Source organism: Micromonospora sp. HM5-17 (genome assembly GCF_003762835.1).
GTDB lineage: Bacteria > Actinomycetota > Actinomycetes > Mycobacteriales > Micromonosporaceae > Plantactinospora.
In genome coordinates this window covers 21,340-46,352 of sequence record NZ_RJWA01000005.1, presented here as the reverse complement: position 1 = coordinate 46,352, position 25,013 = coordinate 21,340, and the positions used below count along the sequence as shown (strand labels likewise).

At 70.7% G+C, this 25,013-nt stretch carries 20 protein-coding genes; 11 read left to right on the top strand and 9 right to left on the bottom strand.

The window, feature by feature from the left end:
* Positions 1–54: 54 nt before the first annotated feature.
* From EF879_RS15840 to polA, 6 genes are all read left to right on the top strand, one after another.
* Positions 55–819, top strand: a complete 765-nt coding sequence (locus EF879_RS15840) for an ABC transporter ATP-binding protein (protein ID WP_233604539.1) — start codon at positions 55–57, stop codon at positions 817–819.
* Positions 809–1,519 (top strand): ABC transporter ATP-binding protein, encoded by a 711-nt coding sequence (locus EF879_RS15835; RefSeq protein ID WP_123559359.1) that lies wholly within the window; start codon positions 809–811, stop codon positions 1,517–1,519. The genes EF879_RS15840 and EF879_RS15835 overlap by 11 nt, the downstream gene beginning before the upstream one ends.
* A 34-nt stretch (positions 1,520–1,553) precedes the next feature.
* Positions 1,554–2,453 carry an ABC transporter substrate-binding protein gene (locus EF879_RS15830; protein ID WP_123559357.1) on the top strand — a complete coding sequence of 300 codons (900 nt, stop codon included), beginning with the start codon at positions 1,554–1,556 and terminating at the stop codon, positions 2,451–2,453.
* Positions 2,454–2,478: 25 nt separating this feature from the next.
* Positions 2,479–3,465, top strand: a complete 987-nt coding sequence (locus EF879_RS15825; protein ID WP_123559355.1) for an amino acid ABC transporter permease — start codon at positions 2,479–2,481, stop codon at positions 3,463–3,465.
* Positions 3,462–4,271 (top strand): amino acid ABC transporter ATP-binding protein, encoded by an 810-nt coding sequence (locus EF879_RS15820; RefSeq protein ID WP_123559353.1) that lies wholly within the window; start codon positions 3,462–3,464, stop codon positions 4,269–4,271. Before EF879_RS15825 ends, EF879_RS15820 begins: the two co-directional genes overlap by 4 nt.
* A gap of 77 nt (positions 4,272–4,348) precedes the next feature.
* Positions 4,349–7,036: a DNA polymerase I gene (gene polA, locus EF879_RS15815; RefSeq protein WP_123559351.1), complete on the top strand. Its 2,688-nt coding sequence runs from the start codon at positions 4,349–4,351 to the stop codon at positions 7,034–7,036.
* Between the two features lie 92 nt (positions 7,037–7,128).
* Here the strand turns inward: polA and EF879_RS15810 are convergent, their stop codons facing one another.
* From EF879_RS15810 to EF879_RS15795, 4 genes are read right to left on the bottom strand one after another with little or no spacing between them, the layout of a single operon-like run.
* On the bottom strand, positions 7,129–7,554 hold the full coding sequence (locus tag EF879_RS15810; RefSeq protein WP_123559349.1) for a DUF3140 domain-containing protein: 426 nt from the start codon (positions 7,552–7,554) through the stop codon (positions 7,129–7,131).
* On the bottom strand, positions 7,547–7,759 hold the full coding sequence (locus tag EF879_RS15805) for a DUF2945 domain-containing protein (protein WP_123559347.1): 213 nt from the start codon (positions 7,757–7,759) through the stop codon (positions 7,547–7,549). The genes EF879_RS15810 and EF879_RS15805 overlap by 8 nt, the downstream gene beginning before the upstream one ends.
* Positions 7,760–7,799: 40 nt before the next feature.
* Entirely contained in the window at positions 7,800–8,402 is a 603-nt protein-coding gene (locus tag EF879_RS15800) for a Uma2 family endonuclease (protein WP_123559345.1), read from the bottom strand.
* Positions 8,403–8,427: 25 nt separating this feature from the next.
* A complete protein-coding gene (locus EF879_RS15795) occupies positions 8,428–9,297 on the bottom strand; it encodes a class I SAM-dependent methyltransferase (RefSeq protein WP_123559950.1) in 870 nt (289 codons plus the stop codon).
* Between the two features lie 354 nt (positions 9,298–9,651).
* On the opposite strand from EF879_RS15795, the gene rpsA reads away from it, so the two are divergent.
* The 3 genes from rpsA to uvrB all read left to right on the top strand — a co-directional run bounded on the left by rpsA (position 9,652) and on the right by uvrB (position 14,849).
* Positions 9,652–11,133, top strand: coding sequence for a 30S ribosomal protein S1 (gene rpsA / locus EF879_RS15790; RefSeq protein WP_123559343.1), 1,482 nt, complete (start codon positions 9,652–9,654; stop codon positions 11,131–11,133).
* 124 nt (positions 11,134–11,257) lie between these two features.
* The gene (gene coaE, locus EF879_RS15785; RefSeq protein WP_123559341.1) at positions 11,258–12,439 is read left to right on the top strand and encodes a dephospho-CoA kinase; all 1,182 of its coding nucleotides are present in this window, start codon (positions 11,258–11,260) and stop codon (positions 12,437–12,439) included.
* A 298-nt stretch (positions 12,440–12,737) separates the two neighbouring features.
* Complete coding sequence (uvrB, locus tag EF879_RS15780) at positions 12,738–14,849, top strand: excinuclease ABC subunit UvrB (protein WP_123559338.1); 2,112 nt, start codon at positions 12,738–12,740, stop codon at positions 14,847–14,849.
* A gap of 39 nt (positions 14,850–14,888) precedes the next feature.
* Here uvrB and EF879_RS15775 read toward each other — a convergent pair whose 3' ends face one another.
* Positions 14,889–15,668, bottom strand: a complete 780-nt coding sequence (locus EF879_RS15775; RefSeq protein ID WP_233604504.1) for an SDR family oxidoreductase — start codon at positions 15,666–15,668, stop codon at positions 14,889–14,891.
* A gap of 417 nt (positions 15,669–16,085) precedes the next feature.
* Here EF879_RS15775 and EF879_RS15770 point away from each other — a divergent pair, with 417 nt between their 5' ends.
* Positions 16,086–16,928: an STM4013/SEN3800 family hydrolase gene (locus EF879_RS15770; RefSeq protein WP_123559334.1), complete on the top strand. Its 843-nt coding sequence runs from the start codon at positions 16,086–16,088 to the stop codon at positions 16,926–16,928.
* A gap of 306 nt (positions 16,929–17,234) precedes the next feature.
* On the opposite strand, the gene EF879_RS15765 is transcribed toward EF879_RS15770, so the two are convergent.
* The 4 genes from EF879_RS15765 to EF879_RS15750 form a co-directional block, all read right to left on the bottom strand.
* Positions 17,235–17,534: an antibiotic biosynthesis monooxygenase gene (locus EF879_RS15765; protein ID WP_123559332.1), complete on the bottom strand. Its 300-nt coding sequence runs from the start codon at positions 17,532–17,534 to the stop codon at positions 17,235–17,237.
* A gap of 109 nt (positions 17,535–17,643) precedes the next feature.
* The gene (locus EF879_RS15760) at positions 17,644–20,505 is read right to left on the bottom strand and encodes a stealth conserved region 3 domain-containing protein (protein ID WP_123559330.1); all 2,862 of its coding nucleotides are present in this window, start codon (positions 20,503–20,505) and stop codon (positions 17,644–17,646) included.
* A complete protein-coding gene (locus tag EF879_RS15755; protein ID WP_123559328.1) occupies positions 20,502–21,494 on the bottom strand; it encodes a hypothetical protein in 993 nt (330 codons plus the stop codon). The genes EF879_RS15760 and EF879_RS15755 overlap by 4 nt, the downstream gene beginning before the upstream one ends.
* Positions 21,491–23,305 carry a stealth family protein gene (locus EF879_RS15750; RefSeq protein WP_233604503.1) on the bottom strand — a complete coding sequence of 605 codons (1,815 nt, stop codon included), beginning with the start codon at positions 23,303–23,305 and terminating at the stop codon, positions 21,491–21,493. Before EF879_RS15750 ends, EF879_RS15755 begins: the two co-directional genes overlap by 4 nt.
* Positions 23,306–23,879: 574 nt before the next feature.
* On the opposite strand from EF879_RS15750, the gene EF879_RS15745 reads away from it, so the two are divergent.
* Positions 23,880–24,884 carry a TerC family protein gene (locus tag EF879_RS15745; protein WP_123559327.1) on the top strand — a complete coding sequence of 335 codons (1,005 nt, stop codon included), beginning with the start codon at positions 23,880–23,882 and terminating at the stop codon, positions 24,882–24,884.
* The last annotated feature ends 129 nt before the right edge of the window (positions 24,885–25,013 follow it).

Sequence of the window (25,013 nt, the reverse complement as noted above, 5' to 3'; positions counted from 1 at the left end):
TCGGAGACCGCGCCGACCAGCGGACGAGCGACGGGCGAGGCCGGTCGCGAGCCGCTGCTCGAGGTGGACAACGTCACCCTGCGCTTCGGCGGTGTGGTCGCGTTGGACCAGGTCGACTTCACCCTGTACAAGGGTGAGATCCTGGGTCTGATCGGTCCGAACGGCGCCGGCAAGACCACCTGCTTCAACGCGATGACCGGCATCTACCGCCCCACCGAGGGTGAGATCCGGTTCCGGGGCCAGCGGATCACCGGGAAGAAGCGGCACCAGATCACTCGGATGGGCATGGCCCGGACGTTCCAGAACATCCGGCTCTTCCCCGAGATGACCGCCGTGGAGAACGTCCAGGTCGGTGCTGACGCACACCACAAGACCAGCGTGATCTCCGCGCTGTTCCGGTTGCCCCGGCACTGGCGGGAGGAGCGCGAGGGCCGGGAGAAGGCCGAGCGGTTGCTGGAGTTCGTCGGTATCCGGCACCGGATGCACGAGATGGCCCGCAACCTGTCGTACGGCGAGCAGCGCCGGCTGGAGATCGCCCGCGCGCTCGCCACCGATCCGGTGCTGCTGTGCCTGGACGAGCCGGCGGCCGGGTTCAACCCGGCGGAGAAGGAGGAACTGCTCCAGCTCATCCGCAAGATCCGGGACCAGGGCATCACGGTGCTGTTGATCGAGCACGACATGCGCCTGGTCATGGGCGTGACCGACCGGATCGTCGTGCTCGAGTTCGGAAAGAAGATCGCCGAAGGGCTCCCCGCCGAGGTCCGCGAGGACCCCCGGGTGATCGCTGCCTACCTGGGGGTGCCGGAAGATGCTGCTTGAGATCGAGGACGTCAGCCTGCTCTACGGGCGGATCCAGGCGTTGCACGGAATCAGCCTCACCGTCGACGAGGGCGAGATCGTGGCGCTGATCGGCGCGAACGGCGCCGGCAAGACCACGACGATGCGGGCGATCTCCGGCATCCGGCCGATCGCCTCGGGCCGGATCCGCTTCGCCGGCGAGGACATCTCCAGGCTCCGGGCCGACCTGCGGGTCCGTCGCGGGCTCTGTCAGGCACCGGAGGGGCGGGGCATCTTCCCCGGCATGACGGTGCTGGAGAACCTGGAGATGGGGGCCTACACCCGGCGGGACCGGGCCGAGGTGGCCAAGGACCTGGCCCGGGTGATGGAGCTCTTCCCCCGGCTGGCCGAACGGCGCAAGCAACCCGGCGGCACCCTCTCCGGCGGGGAGCAGCAGATGCTCGCCGTGGGCCGGGCCCTGATGAGCCGCCCCAAGCTGCTGCTGCTCGACGAGCCCTCGATGGGGCTGGCGCCGATGCTGATCCAGCAGATCTTCTCGATCATCACGGAGATCAACGCCCAGGGCACCACGATCCTGCTGGTCGAGCAGAACGCGCAGCAGGCGTTGGCCCGGGCGCATCGGGCGTACGTGCTGGAGACCGGACGGATCGTCAAGAGCGGCACCGGAGCCGACCTGCTGCACGACCCCGCGGTGAAAGAGGCGTACCTGGGCGTGGCCTAGCCGTGCCCGCTGGCCCGGTAATCAGGAGGATCACATGTTCACGACGACAAGAGGCCGGCGGCGGGCGCTCAGCATCGCCGGGGCCGCTCTGCTCAGCCTGTCCCTCGCCGCCTGCGGGGAGGAGGAGACGCCCGCCGGGTCCGGCCCGTCGGTGTCCGCGGCGCCGGATTCGGCCCTCGCGTCCAAGGTGCCGGACGCGATCAAGGCCGATGGCAAGATCGTCGTCGGGACCGACTCGACGTACGCCCCCGCGGAGTTCCTCGACACCGACGGCAAGACCGTGATCGGCTTCGACGTCGAACTCTTCACCGCGGTCGCCGCGAAGCTCGGCCTGAAGGCCGAGTTCGTCTCGGCGAACTTCGGCGACATCATCGCCGGGGTCAACTCCGGCAAGTACGAGGTCGGCGTCTCGTCGTTCACCATCAACGACGAGCGCAAGGCCCAGGCCAACATGGTCAGCTACTACCAGGTCGGCACCCAGTGGGCGACCAGGAAGGGCAACCCGGCCGGGGTCACCCTCGACAACGCCTGCGGCAAGAAGATCGCCGTGCAGAAGGACACCGTCCAGGTCGAGGACATCCAGGCCCGGTCGAAGGCGTGCACCGACGCGGGCAAGCCGGCGATCACCATCGACCAGTTCCCGGGCCAGGACGCGGCCACCGCGGCCGTGGTCTCCGGCAAGGACGACGCCATGCTGGCCGACTACCCGGTCAGCGCGTACGCGGTCACCCAGTCCGGCGGCCAGCTCGAGCTGCTGGACAAGATGTACGACGCCGCCCCGTACGGCTATGTGGTCGCCAAGGACCAGACCGCCTTCGCCGAGGCGGTGCGGGACGCGGTCAAGGCGCTGATCGACGACGGGTCGTACCGGACCGTGCTGGAGAAGTGGAAGGTCGGCGACGGGGCGATCACCGCTCCGGCGATCAACCCGTGACGTGACGATCAACCCGTGATGTGAGATGACCGCCGAGAAGACCGCGACCGAACGGGCACGGCCGGAGCCGATCAAGGCTGTGCCCGTCCGTCACCCCGGACGCTGGGTCACCGTCGCAGTGCTGGCCGTGCTGGCCGCGATGTTCCTGCACGTCCTGCTGACGAACGACGCGTTCCAGTGGTCGTTCATGATCGACCACATGTTCCGCCCGCCGATCATCGACGGGCTGGTGCGCGGCACGGTGCTGATGACGATCAGCGCGATGCTGATCGGGGTGGCGCTCGGGGTGGTGGTCGCGGTCATGCGGCTCTCACCCAATCCCATCCTGCGCGGGGTCGCCTGGCTCTACACCTGGTTCTTCCGGGCCGTGCCCCGGCTGGTACTGCTGGCCGTCTTCGGCAACATCGGCATCCTCTGGAGCCGGATCGAGTTCGGGGTGCCGTTCGACACCCATCTCGGGCGGCTCTTCGGCATCGACAATCTTGAGCTGCGGCTGTTCGGCTTCGACTCCCGCGACCTGCTGACCGGGTTCATGGCCGGTCTGCTCGGGCTGGCGCTCTCCGAGGCCGCGTACATGGCCGAGATCGTCCGGGCCGGGATCCAGTCGGTGGACCCGGGGCAGACCGAGGCGGCCGGGGCGTTGGGCATGACCCGCGGCCAGACGCTGCGTCGGGTGGTGCTCCCGCAGGCGATGCGGGTGATCATTCCGCCGACCGGCAACGAGACGATCGCGATGCTCAAGGACACCTCGCTGTTGATGTACGTGCCGGTCAGCATGGAGCTGTTCTTCCAGCTCGACGCCGTGGGCAAACGCACCTTCCAGATCTTCCCGATGTACGTGGCCGCCTGTCTGTGGTACCTGCTCCTGACCAGCGTCCTGCTGGTCGGCCAGTACTTCCTGGAACGGCACTACGGGAAGGGCTACGGCCGGTCCGAGCGGGCCCGGTTCCGGCTGCGCAACGTCACCGCGGAGAGCGGCGGCGCCCCCGGCGGGACGGAGACGGCCCGATGACCGAGGCGACGATCCCCGCGCAGGCCGCCCCGTCGGCCGCCGAGTCCGGCCCGATGGTGCGGGCCGAGAACGTGCACAAGTCCTTCGGTCACCTCGAGGTGCTCCGCGGCGTCGATCTCGAGGTACGCGCCGGCGAGGTCTGCTGCGTGCTCGGGCCGTCCGGCTCGGGCAAGTCGACCTTCCTGCGCTGCATCAACCACCTCGAGAAGATCAACGCCGGCCGGATCTGGGTCGACGGCGAGCTGGTCGGCTACCGCGAGCGCGGCGGCAAGCTGTACGAGCTGCGGGAGAAGGAGGTCGTCGCGCAGCGCCGGTCGATCGGCATGGTGTTCCAGCGATTCAACCTGTTCCCGCACATGACGGCCCTGGAGAACGTGATCGAGGCGCCGTTGCGGGTCCGCCGGGAGCCCGCGGCCGTGGCCCGCCAGCGGGGCATCGAGCTGCTGGACCGGGTCGGGCTGGCCAGCAAGCTCAACGCCTATCCCGGGCAGCTCTCCGGGGGCCAGCAGCAGCGGGTGGCGATCGCCCGGGCGCTGGCCATGCAGCCGAAGGTGATGCTCTTCGACGAGCCGACCAGCGCACTGGACCCGGAACTGGTCGGCGAGGTGCTGGACGTGATGAAGGACCTGGCGCGGGACGGGATGACCATGATCGTCGTGACCCACGAGATCGGCTTCGCCCGCGAGGTGGGCGACTCGCTGGTCTTCATGGACGGCGGCGTGGTGGTGGAATCCGGGCCGCCCCGCGAGGTGATCGCCAACCCGCGGCACGAGCGAACCCAGGCGTTCCTCGCCAAGGTCCTGTGAGGCCGCCCGGGGCCGGCGACGCGCGCGGGCCCCGGGGGTGGTCCCGCTGTCGGGGGGTCCGACTAGAGTCGCCTATCGTGACAGCCTCTACGCCGCGCCTGCTCCTGCTCGACGGTCACTCCCTGGCCTACCGGGCCTTCTTCGCCCTGCCGGTCGAGAACTTCTCCACCACCACGGGGCAGCCCACCAACGCGGTCTACGGCTTCACCTCGATGCTGATCAACGTGCTGCGGGACGAGCAGCCCACCCACATCGCCGTCGCCTTCGACGTCTCCCGCCACTCCTTCCGCACCGAGCGCTACGCGGAGTACAAGGCGGGCCGCAGCGAGACCCCGACCGACTTCAAGAGCCAGGTCAGCCTCATCAAGGAGGTCCTCGCGGCGCTGCGGATCCCGGTGGTGGAGAAGGAGGGCTACGAGGCGGACGACGTCATCGCCACCCTCGCCTGCCAGGCCCGTGACCAGGGCATGTCGGTGCTGATCTGCACCGGTGACCGAGACGCCTTCCAGCTGGTCGACGACCGGATCACCGTGCTCTACCCGCGCAAGGGCGTCTCCGACCTGGCCCGGATGGACGCGGCGGCGGTCACCGCTCGCTACGGCGTCGGCCCCGAGCGCTACCGCGACCTCGCGGCGCTGGTTGGCGAGAGCAGCGACAACCTCCCGGGGGTGCCGGGCGTCGGCCCCAAGACCGCCGCAAAATGGATCAACCAGTACGGCGGCGTCGAGGGCGTGGTGGCCCGGGCTGACGAGATCAAGGGCAAGGCCGGGGAGAGCCTGCGGGAGCGGCTCGCCGACGTCATCCGGAACTACGAGATCAACTGCCTGGTCTCCGACCTGGAGCTGCCGCTGCGCCCCGAGGACGCCCGCTGGCCCGGCTGGGACCGGGAGGCCGTGCACCAGGTCTTCGACACCCTCGAGTTCCGCATCCTCCGGGATCGGCTCTACCAGTACCTCGACGCGGTGGAGCCGGAGGCCGAGGCCGGCTTCGACCTGGCCGGAAAGGTCCTCGGGGCCGGCGAGGTGGCCGGCTGGCTCGCCGAGCACACCCCGGTCGGCACCCCGGTCGGGATCGCCGTGACCGGCACCTTCGGCCGCGGGACGGGCAGCCTGACCGGGGTTGCGGTGGCCACCGCGACCGGTGCCGCCGGCTGGTTCGACCCGGCCGCGTTGGAGCCGGCCGACGAGGCGGCCGTGGCGGCCTGGCTCGCCGACCCGGCCCGGCCCAAGGTGCTGCACGACAGCAAGCCCGCGCTGCTGGCGTTCGCCGCGCACGGCTGGACGCTGCGCGGGGTCACCCGGGACACCGCGCTCGCCGCCTACCTGGCCCGCCCCGACCAGCGCTCCTACGACCTGACCGACCTGGCCCTGCGGTACCTGCACCGGGAACTGCGGGTCGACACCCCCGACACCGGGCAGCTCGCCTTCGAGGGCATGGGCAACGACGGCGAGGTCGAGCAGAACCTCATGCTGCGGGCCCGGGCCACCCTGGACCTCGCGGACGCGCTCGCCGGTGAGCTGTCCCGCGCCGGCGAGCAGTCGGCGCGGCTCCTCGCCGAGGTGGAGCTGCCGCTGGTCGAGGTCCTCGCCGGGATGGAACGGACCGGCATCGCGGCCGACACCGACTACCTGTCGGAGCTGGAGGCGCACTTCGCCGGCGAGGTCAAGGCGGTGGCACAGGCCGCGTACGCGGTGATCGGCCGGGAGTTCAACCTCGGGTCCCCGAAGCAACTACAGGAGATCCTCTTCACCGAACTGGGCCTGCCCAAGACCAAGAAGATCAAGACCGGCTACACCACCGACGCCGACGCCCTGCAGTGGCTCTACGCCCAGCAGCCCCACCCGCTGCTGGAGCACCTGCTCCGGCACCGCGACGTGGCCCGACTCAAGTCGACCGTCGACGGCCTGCTGAAGTCGGTCTCCGACGACGGCCGGATCCACACCACCTTCCACCAGACCGTGGCGGCGACCGGCCGCCTCTCCTCGACCGACCCCAACCTCCAGAACATCCCCATCCGGACGGAGGAGGGCCGACGGATCCGCCGGGCGTTCGTCGTGGGGCCGGGCTACGAGTGCCTGCTCACCGCCGACTACAGCCAGATCGAGATGCGGATCATGGCGCACCTCTCCGGCGACGCGGCGCTGATCGAGGCGTTCCACTCGGGTGCCGACTTCCACGCCGTCACCGCCTCGTCGGTCTTCGGCGTGTCGCTGACCGAGGTCACCAGCGACCAACGGCGCAAGATCAAGGCGATGAACTACGGCCTGGCGTACGGCCTGAGCGCCTTCGGGCTCGGCCAGCAGCTCGGTATCCCGGCCGACGAGGCGCGGGCCCTGATGGAGGAGTACTTCAGCCGGTTCGGTGGAGTCCGTGACTACCTCCAGTCGGTGGTCAGGCGGGCGGTGCACGACGGCTACACCGAGACGATCCTCGGCCGCCGTCGCTACCTGCCGGACCTGGTCAGCGACAACCGGCAACGGCGCGAGATGGCCGAGCGGATGGCGCTCAACGCGCCGATCCAGGGCTCGGCGGCGGACATCATCAAGGTGGCGATGCTGCACATCGACGCCGCGCTGCGCGAGGCCGGGCTCCGGTCCCGGATGCTGCTCCAGGTCCACGACGAACTGGTCTTCGAGGTCGCGCCGGGCGAGCGGGCGGCGCTGGAGGAGCTGGTTCGCCGCGAGATGGGCGGGGCCTATCCGCTGGCGGTGCCGCTGGAGGTCACGGTCGGCGTCGGCGCGGACTGGAACAGCGCCGGCCACTGACGATCCGCCGTTCGGGCCACCACATCCGCACCGAGCCTCGCCCGGGGCGCTCCGCCCGCGACGGGCGGCAACGGACCCGGCCGGGCGCCGGCTCACCCACGCCGGGTCTGGCGCGCCGACCGCTCCGCGGCCCGATGCCGCTGCAGCGCCTTCCGCGACGGGCCGCCGGGTGGCGGCAGCGGCTCCTTCAACGGGTCGTGGCCCCAGTTCATCAGCGAGTACCGCCAGCGGGTGTTCCGGACGTCGCCGGCGGGCCGCTGGGCCATGTGTCGGCGGACGTACCCGACGACCTTGCGCATGTGGGCGAGGTCGCGTTCGGTGAACTGGTTGGTCCGCTTGCGCAACAGCTCGATGATCCGCCGCCCGGACTCGTGACCGACCGACTCGCCACCGTCGTGGCGCCAGCCGACCGCCTTCGAGGCGTCGGTGGCGAGCCACCGGTCCAGCTCACCCGGATTCATGTTGACCGCGTCCCGGAACTCCCGAACGATGTCGCGGCCGTCGTCGCGGCTACTCATCGTCGAGCGCCTCCGGTTTGTGCACCGCGTCCCGTCCGTCGTCGGTCCGGACCCGGTACTGCGGATTCTCCCTCGACGCGGCGACCGTACGCTTCGCGGCGTACGTCCGTTCCGTGATCTCCTCCTGGACGGTGCCGTACGCGCGGGAACCGTGGCTGCGCCAGCTCACCCGGTCGCCCCTGTGCAGCTTCCTCCGCTCCGGCATACCTGGGCCTACCCGCCGGCCCAGAGGCGAAACAGCGCCGCTACGGCGTGATCTCGGCGATCGGCAACGCCAGCGGGAACGGGTGCTCCACCGTCAGCAGGTCGGCGGTCTCGGCGAGCAGCTCGTACTCCCGGCGGCCACTGGGCCCGGGCCGGTCGGCGAGCCGGTACGCGGAGATCTGGACCGGATCCTGCTCCACCCGCCAGTAGGCCGGGATGCCGGCGCCGGCGTACTCGGCCGGCTTGCTGAACCGGTCGGTGCGGCGGGTGCCGGGTGAGACCACCTCGATCGCGAGCATCACCTCGTGCGGCAGCAGGAAGTGCCGCTCGGCCGGCACCTCGGCCAGGTGGACCAGGACGTCCGGTTCCCGGGTGAAGTTGGCACCGAGTGCCACTCCGACCGCCTGGGCGACCCGCAGGTGCGCCGGGGCGTGGGTGCGCAACCAGTGCCAGAGCAGACCGGCGATGTTCTGGTGGCCCAGGGTGGGGGAGGGGACCACGTGGATGACTCCGTCCACGAGTTCGACGCGGGGAGCGTCCGGGGGCAGGTCGAGGAGGTCCTCCAGGGTGTAGCCGGCCTGGCGCTGCCGGACCGGGTCCGGCTGCCATGGCCCCGGTTGCTGCGCGACTGGCTCGGCGCTCACCAGGCCAGCATAGTGAGTCGGGCCCCTACGCCGGCCCGCGCAGTGGCTTGTCGCAGACGAAGATGGCGGTGCCGGGGAAGAGCCGACCGCGCAGCGGACTCCACTGCCCCCAGATCCGGTCGTGCCCGGCCGGCCACTCCGGCTCGACCAGGTCGCGCAGCACGAAGCCGGCGCCGACGATCTCCCGGACCCGGTCGCCGAGGGTGCGGTGCTGCTCGACGTAGGTCGGCACCCCGTCGGCGTCCTGCTCCACGTACGGGCGGCGGTCGAAGTACGAGTGCCTGACGGTCAGGCCTCCCTCACCCGGGTCATCCGGGAAGATCCACCGTATCGGGTGGGTGATCGAGAACACCCAGGTGCCGCCGGGGCGGAGGACCCGGAACACCTCGCGCAGCACCGCCGCGGAGTCGGCGACGAACGGGATCGCGCCGAACGCCGTACAGACGATGTCGAACGTCTCCGCACCGAACGGCAGGGCCAGGGCGTCGGCCTGGACCAGCGGCACGCGAACCCCGGAGGTCGCGGCGGCCCGGGTCGCGTGCCGCAACATGCCGGCGGAGAGGTCCAGCCCGACCGGGTGGGCGCCCTGGGTGGCCAGCCAGCGGGCGGCGGCGGCCGCCCCACAGCCGAGCTCGAGAACGCGTCGGCCCCGCAGCTCGCCGAGGAGCCGGGCGTCGGCCTCGCGCAGCCCCTCGGGACACCAGACGAAGTCCACCTCGCCCAGAAACGCGCCGTGTTCGGCCTGGTAGGCGTCGGCGTCCAGATCCCACCACCGGCGGCTGGCCCGTCGGCTCTCGGCGTTGGTCACCAGGCGCCGGAGCACCCTGGGCGGATCGTCGTCGGCGGGCAGCGCGTCGGTCACGCCGACGCCGGCCGGCAGGGTGTCGTCGTGCATCCCGTCACGGTAGTCCCCGGCCACCCGAATCGCCCGCCGGGAGGGTAAGGTACCTTCTCCTGGGGTGATCCCGGGCAGTTAGCCGGGTGGCCCGGCAGCAGCTCTTCCCGAGCAGTGGACAACGGATCTCATCACGTGCGGGGAGGGCTTGCATGCTGTGGTAATGCGCACGGTAAGCTGTTCGATGCGCTCGCGGATCGTGTGCCTCGGCAGGGAGCAGGCTCGCGGTCGCCGGGCACGCCGCACGATCGGACTGCGGTCGTTCGGGGTGGCCGGCGGCGGGTCCGCAGGCGCAGACGGGTCACCGCGAGACAAACCTGCTGTGACATCCATCCGACCGGAGCAACCGCCCACATGACGAGCAGCATCGAGGCCACCTCGAGCGCCACTAAGGTCACCGTCGACGACCTCGGGTCCGAGGAAGCGTTCCTCGCCGCCATCGACGAGACCATCAAGTACTTCAACGACGGCGACATTGTCGAAGGCACCGTCGTCAAGGTCGATCGGGACGAGGTCCTGCTCGACATCGGCTACAAGACCGAGGGTGTCATCCCCTCGCGTGAGTTGTCGATCAAGCACGACGTGGACCCCGCCGAGGTGGTGTCGGTCGGTGATCACATCGAGGCCCTCGTCCTGCAGAAGGAGGACAAGGAAGGGCGCCTGATCCTCTCGAAGAAGCGGGCCCAGTACGAGCGGGCCTGGGGCACGATCGAGAAGATCAAGGAGGAGGACGGCGTCGTCCGCGGCTCCGTCATCGAGGTGGTCAAGGGCGGCCTCATCCTCGACATCGGTCTGCGCGGCTTCCTCCCCGCCTCCCTGGTCGAGATGCGCCGGGTGCGGGACCTCCAGCCGTACGTCGGCCGCGAGCTCGAGGCCAAGATCATCGAGCTGGACAAGAACCGCAACAACGTGGTGCTGTCCCGCCGGGCGTGGCTCGAGCAGACCCAGTCCGAGGTCCGCACCGAGTTCCTCAACAAGCTGCAGAAGGGCCAGGTCCGCAAGGGCGTCGTCTCCTCGATCGTCAACTTCGGCGCCTTCGTCGACCTGGGCGGCGTGGACGGCCTGGTGCACGTCTCCGAGCTCTCCTGGAAGCACATCGACCACCCGTCCGAGGTCGTCGAGGTCGGCCAGGAGGTGGAGGTCGAGGTCCTCGACGTCGACCTCGACCGCGAGCGGGTCTCGCTGTCGCTGAAGGCGACCCAGGAGGACCCGTGGCGGCAGTTCGCCCGGACCCACGCGATCCAGCAGATCGTGCCCGGCAAGGTCACCAAGCTGGTGCCGTTCGGCGCCTTCGTCCGCGTCGACGACGGCATCGAGGGTCTGGTCCACATCTCCGAGCTCGCCGAGCGGCACGTGGAGATCCCGGAGCAGGTCGTCCAGGTCGGCTCCGAGGTCATGGTCAAGGTCATCGACATCGACCTGGAGCGCCGGCGGATCTCGCTGTCGCTCAAGCAGGCCAACGAGGGCTTCATCGAGGGCGAGGAGCACTTCGACCCCACCCTCTACGGCATGACCGCGAACTACGACGCCGACGGCAACTACATCTACCCCGAGGGCTTCGACCCGGAGACCGGGGAGTGGCTGGAGGGCTACGAGAAGCAGCGCGAGGCCTGGGAGCAGCAGTACGCCGAGGCGCGGCAGCGCTGGGAGGCCCACACCAAGCAGGTGCAGCAGTCCCGCGCCCTCGAGGCCGAGGCGGCGGCGGCCGCGGCCGGCGGCACGGCCACCGGCGGCTCCGGCGGCACGTCGGCGCGCCAGGCCGAGGAGCCGTCCGGCACGCTCGCCACGGACGAGGCCCTCGCGGCGCTTCGCGAGAAGCTCGCCGGCGGCAAGTGATCGCCGACGCCGCGTAGCGGCCCGGCCCCGGGCGACAATCATCGCGGTCAGGCCCGTCTCCCGGCACCCGGTTTCCACCGGGTGCCCCGGAGGCGGGCCTGACGCCGTTTGGTTGACTACAGCAGTGCTGATGATCGGACTGACCGGCGGCATCGGGTCGGGCAAGAGTGTCGCCGCGGCCCGGTTGGCCCACCACGGCGCCGTCGTGATCGATGCCGACCGGCTTGCCCGGGAGGTGGTCGAGCCGGGCACCGAGGGTCTCCGCGAGGTCGTCGCCGCCTTCGGCACCCGGGTCTGCCGGCCCGACGGGAGCCTCGACCGGCCGGCACTGGGCGAGATCGTGTTTGGCGATCCCGCGGCCCGGGCCCGCCTGGAGCAGATCATCCACCCCCGGGTCCGGGCCCGAACCGCCCAACTCGCCGCAGAGGCGGCACCGGACGCGATCGTCGTCAACGACGTACCGCTGCTGGTCGAGGTGGGGCTGGCGCCGACGTACCACTTGGTCGTCGTGGTGCGGGCGGCGGAGCAGACCCGGATCGGACGACTCGTACGGGACCGGGGCATGACGGCCACCCAGGCCGAGCAGCGGATCCGGGCCCAGGCCGGGGACGCGCGCCGGGAGGCCGCCGCCGATGTCCTGCTGGACAACGACGCCGACCTCGCCACGCTGCACGCCGCCGTCGACACCCTGTGGCGGGAACGGCTACTCCCGTACGAGCGGAACGTGCGCGAGCGGCTGCCGGTCCGACTCACCGAGGCTCGGCTCGTCGCGCCCGATCCCGACTGGCCGGCCCAGTTCACCCGGCTCGCCGCCCGGATCCGGCACGCGCTCCGCCCGGCCGAGATCCGGGTGGACCACGTCGGCTCGACCGCGGTACCGGGCCTGCCGGCCAGGGACGTCATCGACATCCAGGTGGGGGTTGGGTCGATGGCGGAGGCCGACGCGGTCGCGGACCGGCTCGCCGAGGCGGGCTTTCCCCGGTATCCGGGACAGTGGTGGGACAACCCACGGTTCCCGACCGATGCCGACCGCTGGGAGAAGCGGCTGCACGGCAGCGCGGACCCGGGACGGCCGGTGAACCTGCACGTCCGGGTCGTCGGCTCGCCGGGCTGGCGGTACGCCCTGCTGATGCGCGACCACCTGCGGGCCGACCCCGAGCAGCGGTCCGCGTACCTCCGGCTCAAGCAGAGGCTGGTCGCGACCAGCCCCGACGTCGACGCGTACGCCGCGGGCAAGGAGCCGTGGTTCGACCGGGAACACGAGCGGGCCGAGGCGTGGGCGGCGGCCACCGGCTGGCGCCCCTAGGCGGCCGACGGGGTCGGGAACGGACGGGATGACCACGGACGAAAAAGGGCCGCTCGCGGCGGCCGTCGGTGCGCTCGCCGGCTCGCGCCAGGGCTGCAACCTCGATCCCGGGTGCGACGGCTGGTGTGGCGGCCGGTCGCGGACCCGGTCGGCCGCCGCGAGCGGCCTACCCTAAAACCGTAGCGCGGTCACCTTATACACACAATGACCATATCGAAACCGATCGTGTACCCACGGTTGCCACGGCGGCCCGGCACCGTGCTGTGTCCTGTCGGACCGGCGGCGTACGGTTGAGGTCATGGCGCTCGACATTCCCCGACGTGACGGCCGCTTCCAGGTGGTCAGCGAGTTCCAGCCCTCCGGCGACCAGCCCACGGCCATCGCCGAGTTGGAGCGGCGGATCCGGCGCGGCGAGCGGCACTCGGTACTACTCGGCGCCACCGGCACCGGCAAGAGCGCCACGACCGCGTGGCTGATCGAGCGGCTCCAGCGGCCAACCCTGGTACTGGCCCCGAACAAGACCCTCGCCGCCCAGCTCGCCAAGGAGTTCCGTGAGCTGCTGCCGCACAACGCGGTGGAGTACTTCGTCTCCTACTACGACTACTACCAGCCCGAGGCGTACATTCCGCAGACCGACACCTACATCGAGAAGGACTCCTCGATCAACGAGGAGGTCGAGCGGCTGCGGCACTCCGCGACGATGTCGCTGCTGACCCGCCGGGACGTCGTGGTCGTGGCCACCGTCTCGGCCATCTACGGCCTGGGCACCCCGGACGAGTACCTCGACCGGGCGGTCCGGATCAGCGTCGGCGAGGAGATCGAGCGCGACACGCTGCTCCGCCGGCTGGTCGACATCCAGTACACCCGCAACGACATGGCCTTCAACCGCGGCACGTTCCGGGTCAGGGGCGACACGCTGGAGATCATCCCGGCCTACGAGGAGCTGGCGCTCCGCATCGAGTTCTTCGGCGACGAGGTGGAGAAGCTCTACTACCTGAACCCGTTGACCGGGGACGTGATCCGGGAGGTCGACCACCTCCTGATCTTCCCGGCCACGCACTACGCCGCCGGACCCGAGCGGATGGAGCGGGCGATCGCCGGCATCGAGGCCGAGCTGGCCGAGCGCCTCGCCGAGCTGGAACGCCAGGGCAAGCTGCTGGAGGCGCAGCGGCTGCGGATGCGGACGACGTACGACATCGAGATGATGCGCCAGGTCGGCTTCTGCTCCGGCATCGAGAACTACTCCATGCACATCGACGGCCGGACGTACGGCAGCCCGCCGCACTGCCTGCTGGACTACTTCCCCGACGACTTCCTGACCGTCATCGACGAGTCGCACGTGACGATCCCGCAGATCGGCGGGATGTACGAGGGCGACGCCTCGCGGAAGCGGATACTGATCGAGCACGGCTTCCGGCTGCCCAGCGCGGCCGACAACCGTCCGCTGCGGTTCGACGAGTTCCTGGAGCGGGTCGGCCAGATGGTCTACCTCTCCGCCACGCCCGGCCCCTGGGAGCTGGAGCAGGCCCAGGGCGAGGTGGTCGAGCAGGTGATCCGGCCGACCGGCCTGGTCGACCCCGAGGTGATCGTGAAGCCCACCAAGGGGCAGATCGACGACCTGATGCACGAGATCACGCTGCGTACCGAGCGGGACGAGCGGGTCCTGGTCACCACACTGACCAAGAAGATGGCCGAGGACCTCTCCGACTACCTGCTGGAGCACGGCATCAGGGTCCGCTACCTGCACTCCGAGGTCGACACCCTGCGCCGGGTCGAGCTGCTGCGCGAGCTGCGCAAGGGCGACTACGACGTCCTGGTCGGGATCAACCTGCTACGAGAGGGGCTGGACCTGCCCGAGGTCTCCCTGGTGGCGATTCTCGACGCCGACAAGGAGGGCTTCCTGCGCAGCGGCCGCTCCCTGATCCAGACCATCGGCCGGGCCGCCCGCAACGTCTCCGGACAGGTCCACATGTACGCCGACACGATAACCCCGTCGATGGCGGAGGCGATCGAGGAAACCAACCGGCGGCGGGCCAAGCAGATCGCCCACAACAAGGCGCACGGCATCAACCCGGAGCCGCTCCGCAAGAAGATCCACGACATCCTCGACGACATCTACCGCGAGGCGGAGGACACCGAGGGGGTGACCACCCAGGTCGGCGGCGCGGCGCGGCAGCTGTCCCGAGGCAAGGCACCGGTGCCGGAGACCCGCAGCCGGGGCCGGGGCGGGGCGGGGCCGTCCCGCGAGGGCATGGCCCGGGCCGACCTGGCGCAGCTCATCCAGGAGCTGAACGAGCAGATGCTCGCCGCGGCCCGCGAACTCCAGTTCGAGCTGGCCGCCCGGATCCGGGACGAGATCGCCGAACTCAAGAAGGAACTGCGCGGGATGGACGCGGCCGGGGTCGCGTAGCGGCGACGGCCGCGCGCCGGCTCCGCCGCCGTGACGCGGTCAGCGGTACCGGTTGAAGCCGCCCTCGGAGTCGATCACCTGACCGGTGACCCACCGGCCATCCGGCGAACAGAGCCATTCGACCAGCCGGGCGGCGTCGTCCGGGATGCCCCACTCGCCGCCCGGAAACATCCGGGCGACCGCCTCCCGGTCCGGACCGGAGAGGTACCCGGTGTCGGTGGGACCCGGGTTGATGCAGTTCACCGTGATACCCCTCGGCATCAACAGCGGGCTCAGCTGCCGGGTGAGGTCCTCCACACCGGCCTTGCTGGCGGCGTACGCCAACTCCCCGGGCATGGGGCCGAGCCGCTGCCCGCTGGAGAACAGCACCAGCCGGCCCCCGGAGTCGGCGGTGAACGCCGCCGCGAACGCCTCGGCCAGCAGCAGGGTGGCCCGGACGTTGACGATCAGGTGTCGGTCGATCTCGGCGGCGTCCAGGCTGCCCAACGGGGTGTACGTCGAGTACGCGTGCACCGCGACGACGACGTCCAGTCGACCGTGCGCGCGTACCGCCGCCTGGACCAGCTCCCCCGGCGCGGAGGGCTCGCACAGGTCGACGGCCTGGTAGCGCACCCGGTCGGCATCCCCGGTACGCGTGCTGAGTTCGGCGAGGAGCGCCGGTACGTCCTCGGGGCCGCCGCCGTAGTCCTGCGCCGCGTCGTAGTCGGGCAGGCCGCTGAGGTACAACCGGTAGCCGGCGGAGGCGAAACGTCGGGCCACCGCCGCACCGATGCCGATTCGGCGACTGACCCCGGTGATCAGGGCGACTCGTTCCGTCATGGCGTTCATTCAACCCGAACCGGGGCGCCTCTCCCCTGGAACCCCGGCGGTGCCAAGCCTCCACTGTGGTCCGTCGACCGCGCCGCTCACCTGCCGATCCGCGCGTCCGACCGTGCGCCGGCGGCACGCCCGCCACCGGCGGAAGGACGGCCGTGGCGGAACTGGCATGATCGGCGGATGACTGTCCAGGAACCGTCCACGCTCCGGAGAGCCCGACCCGGCCGGCGCTCCCGGCGCCGCGGTCGTCCTCCGGGCGGCGGAGGCGACCGCACCCCGCCGACCGGGTACGACCCCGTCAGTCGGGCCTGCTATGCAAGACACGACGGTATGCGCGTTCCGGGATCGGTCCGACCATGGTGGACGGTGGCTCCGCCGGCGGGTGTGGCGGCGAGGCGGAACGACTGACGGGAGGATGGCGTGAAAGACCTCATCGGCACCCACGACCTGTTGTTCGTCACCCTCGACACGCTCCGCTACGACGTGGCCGCCGAGCTGGCCGCGGCCGGACGGACCCCGAACCTGGCCCGGGCCCTGCCGGGCGGGACGTGGGAGGCCCGGCACAGCCCGGCCAGCTTCACCTATGCCGCCCACCAGGCGTTCTTCGCCGGTTTCCTCCCCACCCCGACGACGCCGGGTCCGCATCCGCGGCTCTTCGCCGCGGCCTCCCAGGACAGCACGACGACCAGCGACGAGACCTGGGTCTTCGACGCCCCGGACGTGGTCCGCGCGCTCGCCGCCGTCGGCTATCACACGGTCTGTGTGGGCGGGGTTGGCTTCTTCAACCAACGCTCTCCGCTCGGCAGCGTGCTGCCCGGACTGTTCGCGGAGGCGCACTGGGAGCCGGAGTTCGGCGTCTCCTCGCCCCGCTGCTTCGAGGCGCAGCTCGACCGGATCGCCACCGTACTGCCGACGGTGCCGCCGGAGAAGCCGCTCTTCCTCTTCGTCAACGTGGCGGCGATTCACCAGCCGAACCGGCACTACCTGCCCGGTGCCGAGCGGGACAGCCGGGAGAGCCACGCGGCGGCGCTGGAGTACGTCGACCGGCACATCGGGCGCCTCTTCGCGCTCGTCACCTCCCGGGACCGGCCCTGCCTGGTGCTGATCTGCTCCGACCACGGCACCGCCTACGGGGAGGAGGGGCACAGCGGGCACCGGCTCGGGCACGAGGTGGTGTGGACGGTGCCCTACGGGCAGTTCGTGCTGAAGCCGGGTGACTGGGGCAAGCCCGGGGACTGGGTGGAACGGGACCAGCCGGCGTGAGCCGCCACCGGGCTGCTCCGGCCCGACGGCACCGTCGCCGCGTTCCCGAGCCACGAGGGCGGCTTGGTCGCGGCCGGCCGGGGCGGGGCAGATTTGACGGGAGGAACCGGGGAGGGGGTCGCGGCGCGGGCGCTCGGCGGTGTCACCCCCGTCGGATGACCGACGGTCGGGACGCGCGGCCGAGGTGCGGCCGTCGTGGTGAGCCGCCGGACCCGGCAGCCCCGAACCCGCCGGGGCCGGCGGCATTCACCCCGAACCGCTCGGGGAGGATAACGCCGCCGTCCGACAGTTTCGGTCGGACGACCGTCAGGCCGGCACCGGTACGTCGACGAAGTGCTCGACCACCGGCGGCGTCGCGAAGTACGGGCCGATCAACGCCCGCCATGCGGTGAACCGCTCGGTCGCGCGGAAGTTCTCCAGGTGGGCCTCCACCGAGTCCCACTCCACCAGCAGCACGAACCGGGACGGTGATTCGACCCCGCGGGTCATCCGGACCGACCGGCAGCCCGGGGTGGTGGCCACCAGGTGGTGACCTGACGCGTACGCCCGGACGAAGTCCTCTTCCTGCCCGGGAACGACGTCGATCAGCGCAACCTCCAACACCATGACGTGAGCCTGGCACGGGCCACCCCGGCCACTGACGGCGGGGGCGGCCCGTCCCAGGCTCACGGCAGGCAGGTTGGCGCTGCGGGCGCGACGACGGTGCGTCGCTGCCTCAGGCGGCGTTGCCGGTGGTCTGGCGGGCCGCCAGGTTGCGCGGGCTGCCCCGCTCGAACTGGCTCGCCACGGGGAAGTAGCTCTCCAGGAACGCCGAGACGACCCGGTGCTGCGTGTCGGGGTCGAGCATCCCGTGGTGGGTGTCGTTGAGGCAGAACGAGTCGTACTCCCGGGTCACCAGGATCCTCGTCAGCATCGGGTGCTTGGCCGGGTCGCCGGTGTCCACGTACTGCATGGCGATGCTGCCGGGGACGGCGCGCCCGGTCAGGTAGCTGTAGTAGTGGTGCAGCGAGGAGGCGATCGAGATGTCGCTGTGCGCCCGGAGCTGGCTGGCCGCGGTCCGCGCCACCTCCTCCGGAAACTCCCGGTCCAGGTCGAGGCCGACGCTGCGCCGCATCGGGTACGGGGCGTGCAGCAGACCCTGGACCAGCGTACGGCCGGAGAGGTTCCGGATCAGCCGGCGGTTGTTCTTCGCCGCGCTGAAGTTGAAGTCGTCCTCCTCGTCCACCTCCACCATCGGGATCCGGACCGGCGACAGGAAGAACTGCGCCACCCCGTTGGCGTGGAAGAACAGCGTCGGAGCCACCGGCCGCCCGAGGAAGAAGTCGTCGTTGAAGTAGATGAAGTGCTCGGCCAGCCCGTCAATGTGATGGAGTTGCGACTCGATGGCGTGCGAGTTGAACGTCGGCAGCCGGCCCCGCCCGCCGAAGAGATCGTTGTGGTCGACCACGTGGACCCGCGGATGCGAGGTGTCCAGCCAGGCAGGGGTCTGCCCGGCGGTGACGATGTAGATGTTGCGGACCCAGGGGGCGTACATGTCGATGGAGCGCAGCGAGTAGCGCAACTCGTCGCGGCTGCGGAACCGGGCCTCACCGCCCGCCGCCTCGGCCGGCGGCCGGCCAAATGAGGCGAGCACCTCGTTCTTGCGGGCGATCCACGCCGGATCGTTGCCGTCCACCCAGGTGTAGACGACGTCGATCGGAAAGTCGACGTCGGTGACGAACCGCTGCGCAAAGCCCTCGATAGTCGGGAAGTCGCGTTCCCTGATCCGGATCGTCGCCGGGCTCGTCGCGCCGCGGGGGATGGTGGTACCGATGATGGTCCGCCGGATCGGGTCGACACCCTTGCCGTCCGCCGACTCCGTCCAGAACTCCAGGTCACAACCGTACCCGGGGCCGTAGCGCAGGGTGCGCGAGGTGGAGACCGTCGGCTGGAACACCCGTAGACCTGCGGCGGTGGCGGCCCGCTGTTCACCGGGCAGACAGGCCGCCAGGGTCACGCCGGTTACCTTCGCGTCCCGGACCAGCGTCTCGGCGTATACCGGGGCGGTGGCGAAGCCCTCGGCGAGCGCGGCCAGGACAGCCTCCCGACGGTCCTCGGTCACCGCCACCCGGTGGCGGATGTTGGGGTCCGGGACCACCCAGTACGGGATGCCGTACCGGTCGAGGACCTCCGTCACCGCGACGAGGTTGGCGTACGCGGCGTCGGCCGGCACCATGTCGTCGCGGACGACCGCCAGGCGTCCGCCGGAGCGCACCAGGCCCGGTACGGCCTGTTCGATCCGGGCCTCGACGGCCGAGACGTTCTCCCCGCTGGTGATCGAGCCGGGGCGGGGCGCCGCCGGCGCGAAGCCGGACCCCCCGGTGCGGTTCAGCCAGATCGCCACCCGGTCGGCCCGGCTCTGCACGTGGCTGTCGCGGTTCGCGAGCAGCTCGGCGTAGAGCTTCTCCCACCGCTCCATGATCGGACCGAGCCGGTAGGCCTCGGAGGCCTGCAGCGCGTTGGCACCGAACTCCTGCCGGAGCTTCTCGTCGGCGATGAGGGTGTTCAGCGCCTCGGCGATCCCGTCCTCGTCCTCCGCGGGCACGAGGAAGCCGTTCTTGCCGTGGGTGATGATCTCGCCCGGGCCGGTCTCGATGTCGTACGCCACCGCCGGCACGCCAGCGGCGAACGCCTCGAGCAGGACGAGCGGGAGCGCCTCCCCGTCGCGGGAGGTGAGCAGGGCGATGCTCGCCTTTGACCACTCCTCGACGATGCGCGGCGTGGGACCCATGAACTGGACCTGGTCGTGCAGGCCGAGATCGGCGGCGAGCCGGCGGTGCGGGGTGAGCAGCGGACCGTCCCCGAAGATCCGCAACGTCCACTCCGGGTGGGTGGCGACGACCTTGCTGAACGCCCGGATCGCGTGGTCGACCTGCTTCTCCTTGTGCATCCGGGCGGCCATCATCACGATCGGGTTCTGCAGGCTCGACCGGGGACGGAAACCCTCCGCCATGCCGTTGGGGATGACCTCGAGCCGGGGTACGGCGTCGCCGAAACTGTCCGCGAACCAGTCCCGGGTCCGCTGGGTCAGCAGCACCAGCGCGTCCAACCGGGGTACGTACTCGAAGAGTGGCTGGCCCGTGGGTCCGCGGAACTGCGACGGCCGGTGCTCCTGGTGCACGGTGACCACGGACGGGGGCGCGAAGGTGGTCGCCATCGCCATCAGGGCGGGGGAGCAGGTGACCAGGACGTCGGTCTCGAGCGACCGTAGGCCGCGCTCGAGTTCCAGCTCGAAGAGCCGGTTGGCGTGTTCGTCCCAGGACGGCGGCATCAGCCGGGGCGCGCTGCGGAAGAGGCGGTCGAAGTCGGCGTCGTCGACGGTGGACGGGCGGGTGGGCCGGGGCGTCTTCCCGGTCTGGTCGATCAGGTAGTGCACCCGGATCCGGTCGTCCGTCTGGTAGAAGGACCGCTGGCTGGTGCGGTAGACGCTGAGCACCTCGACCGTGTGCCGCTGGGCGAGATACTCGGCCTGGGTCAGCACCGCGCGTTCGGTGCCGCCCATGGCGTCGGCGGTCATCAGGAGAAACGTGATCTTCAACTCTGCACCCCGGTGAAGCGCGTGAAGCGGAGGAGCGCGACCGCCAGGCCGCCGCTCGCCGTGTAATAGGGGCGGTAGCCGACGAAGTCATCCCCGCCGATGGGCAGGATGACCCGACTGGTCAGCAGAACCGCTCGTGGTTCGCGGAGGTCGTGCAGGAACCGGCCGATCCGGACGAGCCGGGCGGGGGAGACCCGCACCCGGACGTCCCAGATCACCTCGTCGCCCGGGGCGCCGGTGGCAAGGTCAGCCACCGGCACGACGGCCTCGAAGCGGCCATCGACCACGTCGACCGGGACCACCCGGTCGGGACCGCCGCCGCGCGGGGAGAAGACCAGCGCCGGCCCGTCCACGCGTCGGACGCCGACCAGGCGGGCCCGGATCCGGGCCTGGGCGCCGTCGTGGTCGAGCGCCGTCACCTCCGCCTGCGCGGCGGGGCCGGTGACGGTCAACTGGGCCACCCCCTTCACCCCCCGGCCGGGCCAGTACGTCCAGCCGGAGACCGGGTGTGGGGGAACCTCCACCGTCGGGCCGGGCCGCTCCGGCAGCTCGGCGATCCGTACGCCGTACCGGCGCTCACCGCCGGCCCCGGCGACGGCGACCGCCAGCGACCAGGTGCCCTTGCTGAGGGGCAGTTCCCCGGGCTCCTCGCCGAGTCGGACGAGTGCCTCCACCGACGGCCGGCCGTCGGGGCCGGTCCGCACCGACGCCGGGCAGCGCCGAACGTGCCGGCCGCGGAGGAGCAGCAGCTCGGCCTGGTCGGGCCGCTCGACGCCGGCCGGCAGCACCGCGTGGACCTGCAGGGTGCGGCCGTCGAGCACCCCGACGAAGTCGCCGGTCGCCCGGGGCAGGTTGGCGACCGGGTCGTACCGGAGCTGACCGATCCGGCGGACGATCCTGTCGGTGGCCTGGTCCGCCCGGCGGCGGGCGCCGGAGGCGAGCTGGAGCAGCCGGGGCGGTGACCAGGACCGTCGGCTCTGCTGGCTCATCCGACCCGCTCGGGCTGGCCGGCCGGCCGCGGGTTCGTCGCATCCAGGTCAGCGGCGCCGCGAGGTGCCGGGATGGTGGGTGCCGGGGGCAGGTACGCCTCGGCCCGGGCGCTGGCGGTCATCTTGGCCCGCTCGGCCTCGACCTCGGCCGGCAGCTCGAACGGGGCCCGGAAGGGGAAGTACGCCGACAGGAAGTCGGTCAGCATCGCGTGCTGCTCGGAGAGGAGCACCTCGCTCGACTCGGTGTCGTTGAGGCAGAAGACGTCGCTGTGGCGGCGGGCGAGCAGCAGGGCCAGCTTGACCGGCGTGGACGGGTGCGCCAGGTCGGCGTACGTGTACTCGATCGGGCCGGGCACCGCGCGGCCGGAGAAGTACGACCAGTAGTGCTGCAGCGACGACGGGATCGACAGGTCCTCGGGGTGCCGGAACTGGTGGCTGGCGGTGCCCAGCACCTCCTTGGTCAGGTTCTGCTCGATCTCCTCCAGCACGCTCTTACGCAGCGGGTACGGCACGTGCCGCATCTTCTGCGTGATGGTCCGGCCGAACCGCTCCTCGATGTGCCGGCGGTTGTTCTTACCGGCCGCGGTGACCGGGGCGTCGTGGATCGTCGCCGGGCCGACGTCGAGCTGGGCCGGCGACGGGAAGAACTTCGAGATGCCGTTGGGGAGGAAGAAGGTGTCCGGCAGCAGCGGCCGGCCGAAGAACATGTCGTCGTTGCAGTAGATGAAGTGCTCGCTCAGCCCGGGGATGCGGTGCAGCCGCGACTCGATGGCGTGCGAGTTGAAGGTCGGGAGCTTGCCCGTGTCGCCGAAGATCTCGCGGTGCCGTATCACCCGGACCATCGGGTGCTCGGTGTCCAGCCACGGCGGCACCTGGTCGTCGGTGACCAGGTAGATCTGCCGGATCCAGGGCACGTTCGCGACCACCGACCGCATGGAGTAGCGCAGTTCGTCCCGGCTGATGTACCGGGACATGTTGGCCGCGATGATGTTGATCTCGGCCTCGCCGTTCTCCCGCAGTGCCTGGTTCTTGCGCTGCTGCCAGTCGGGGTCGTTGCCGTCGACCCAGGTGTAGACCAGGTCGATCGGGAAGGTGACCTGCTCGTAGCTGACCGGCGTGAACTCCGTGCGGGTCCGGTAGCGGACGCCCTCGAAGGGGACGAAGCGGTTGAGCTGGGCGGCCGGGACCATCTCGGTCTGGCCGGCCGCCGGCAGCGCCGGGGCAACCTGGTTGCCGCGCGGCGCGACGATCTGGGGGATCGGGGTGGAGTCGTTGGCCGGTACGGCGCGCCAGAACTCGACCTCGCAGGCGTGCTGGCTGCCGAGCACGGTGCTGCCCGTGGGGTCGGTCACCGCGTGGAAGAGCTGGACGATCTTCGCCCGCTTGGGGTTGATCGGGTCGCCCGCCTTGTTGACGTGGCGGAGGACGATGCCCTTGCCCCGGGCGGCGGCCTGGGTGAGCGCCCGGAGCACCTCGGACTTGCGGCTGAGCGGCACCGCGACCGCGCTGCGCAGGTCGTCGAGGTGGCGGACGTAGAAGTGGTCGATGCCGGCGCTCTCCAGCGTCTGGGTGACCAGGTCCAGGTTGCGGCGCCACAGCTCGGCCGGGGTGGCCTCGGTGGCGACCAGGGCGCGGATCGAGATGCCCCGGTCCTTGACCCGGCGCAGCTGCCCGACCGGTACGGCGGCCCGGCGCGGCGCCATCCGGGTCAGCCGCCGGACCAGCCACAGCTGCCGCTGCGGCGGAAGCAACTGGATGAACCTGAGCCGGTACGCCTTCGGCAGGGCACGATACACCCGCAGTGCGATCACCGCCGCACCTCCGTCCTCGCCGCCGACCGCATACCGGTTGCAGCCACCGTGCTTTCCACGTTTCGCCTCGTCTCCACCAACAGACCGTACGAATCGGACTCAGTAGCACTAATCGGGCAGGTATCGTCGCGCCCGTGAATCAGCACGGTGTCATCCGCGCGCAGCGAAAGGTACCAGCACCATTCATGTTTTGGACACTGTCCCTGCTGCTTCGGCAAGCGCCCAGACTGGGCAAAAAGAGCATATGCGATCCAATGTTCTGCTTTGATCTAGCCTCCTAGGATGCGCTGGCGGGGGTGTCTGGCGTATCGCCGGTCGGGGGAAGATGCGCCCCGGGTGGGGAATGGTGAACAATGGCCTGTGGAGGAGGGGAGTATTCCTTCGCGGTGGTGTCGTCAACACGGTCCCCGGTCGAACGATCGACACGACGGACCCGGCACCGCAGGTTGTCGTCGCGCGGCAGGGAGCCGGGCGGCGGCGGCGGAAGAGACCTCCGACAGTCACCACCGTTTACGCCGCTGACGCACGGTGCGCTGCCGTGTCAGCGACGCTGTGTGTCTGCCGGAGGAGTGTCTTGAACGTGTCCGTCTGGGTGTGGGTCGTCTCGCTGATCGTGCTGACGGCGATCCTCGTGTTGGATCTGTTGATCATCGGGCATCGCCCACACGAGCCAAGCCTCCGGGAGTCCAGCCTCTGGGTCGTCTTCTACGTGGGCCTCGCGCTGCTCTTCGGAGCGGGACTCGCCGTCACCAACGGCTTCACCGTTGCCGGCGAGTTCTACACCGGCTGGCTCACGGAGTACAGCCTGTCGGTGGACAACCTCTTCGTCTTCGTGATCATCATGTCCCGGTTCGGGGTGCCCCGGCAGTACCAGCAGAAGGTGCTGATGATCGGCATCGTGCTCGCCCTGGTCCTGCGGGGCGGCTTCATCGCGGCCGGGGCGGCGCTGCTCTCACAGTTCTCCTGGGTCTTCTACATCTTCGGGGCCTTCCTCATCTACACCGCGATCAACTTCCTTCGGCAGGGGGAGCCGACCGAGGAGGAGTTCCAGGAGAACGTCCTGATCCGTTGGAGCCGCCGCGCCCTGCCGGTCTCCCGAGACTTCTCCGGCACCCGCCTCACCGTCCGCGAGAACGGTCGTCGACTCTTCACCCCGATGCTGATCGTCCTGATCGCGATCGGCACCACCGACCTCGTCTTCGCGCTCGACTCCATCCCGGCGATCTTCGGGATCACCCAGGATGCGTACCTGGTCTTCACCGCCAACGTCTTCGCGCTGATGGGGCTTCGGCAGCTCTACTTCCTGCTCGGCGGCCTCCTTGACCGGCTGATCTACCTCAACATCGGCCTCGCGGTGGTGCTCGGTTTCATCGGCGTGAAGCTGGTCCTGGAGGCGCTCGCCGGCAACAACCTGCCGTTCATCAACGGCGGCGAGCACATCAGCTGGGCGCCACACGTCCCGATCTGGCTCTCCCTGACCGTCATCCTGGGGACGCTGACGCTCGCGACCGCGGCCAGCCTGATCAAGTCGGCCCGGGACCGCCGGGCCGCGGAGCGGGTGCCGGTCGGCCAGCCCTGAGCCCGGGCCGGCGGACGCGGGTGCCGGTCGGCCAGCCCTGAGCCCGGGCCGGCGGACGCGGGTCGCGCCGCCGGCCGGTACGCCGTCGGCCCGGCGGTCACCGGCCCGCACGGGTCCGCCGTGCCGGCG

Bases quoted from the DNA above. Each gene is read 5' to 3' on its own strand.
- EF879_RS15835 (WP_123559359.1), top strand. From the start codon at position 809: ATGCTGCTTGAGATCGAGGACGTCAGCCTGCTCTACGGGCGGATCCAG.
- EF879_RS15830 (WP_123559357.1), top strand. From the start codon at position 1,554: ATGTTCACGACGACAAGAGGCCGGCGGCGGGCGCTCAGCATCGCCGGG.
- EF879_RS15825 (WP_123559355.1), top strand. From the start codon at position 2,479: ATGACCGCCGAGAAGACCGCGACCGAACGGGCACGGCCGGAGCCGATC.
- EF879_RS15820 (WP_123559353.1), top strand. From the start codon at position 3,462: ATGACCGAGGCGACGATCCCCGCGCAGGCCGCCCCGTCGGCCGCCGAG.
- EF879_RS15810 (WP_123559349.1), bottom strand. From the start codon at position 7,554: ATGAGTAGCCGCGACGACGGCCGCGACATCGTTCGGGAGTTCCGGGAC.
- EF879_RS15805 (WP_123559347.1), bottom strand. From the start codon at position 7,759: ATGCCGGAGCGGAGGAAGCTGCACAGGGGCGACCGGGTGAGCTGGCGC.
- EF879_RS15795 (WP_123559950.1), bottom strand. From the start codon at position 9,297: ATGCACGACGACACCCTGCCGGCCGGCGTCGGCGTGACCGACGCGCTG.
- rpsA (WP_123559343.1), top strand. From the start codon at position 9,652: ATGACGAGCAGCATCGAGGCCACCTCGAGCGCCACTAAGGTCACCGTC.
- uvrB (WP_123559338.1), top strand. From the start codon at position 12,738: ATGGCGCTCGACATTCCCCGACGTGACGGCCGCTTCCAGGTGGTCAGC.
- EF879_RS15775 (WP_233604504.1), bottom strand. From the start codon at position 15,668: ATGACGGAACGAGTCGCCCTGATCACCGGGGTCAGTCGCCGAATCGGC.
- EF879_RS15765 (WP_123559332.1), bottom strand. From the start codon at position 17,534: ATGGTGTTGGAGGTTGCGCTGATCGACGTCGTTCCCGGGCAGGAAGAG.
- EF879_RS15755 (WP_123559328.1), bottom strand. From the start codon at position 21,494: ATGAGCCAGCAGAGCCGACGGTCCTGGTCACCGCCCCGGCTGCTCCAG.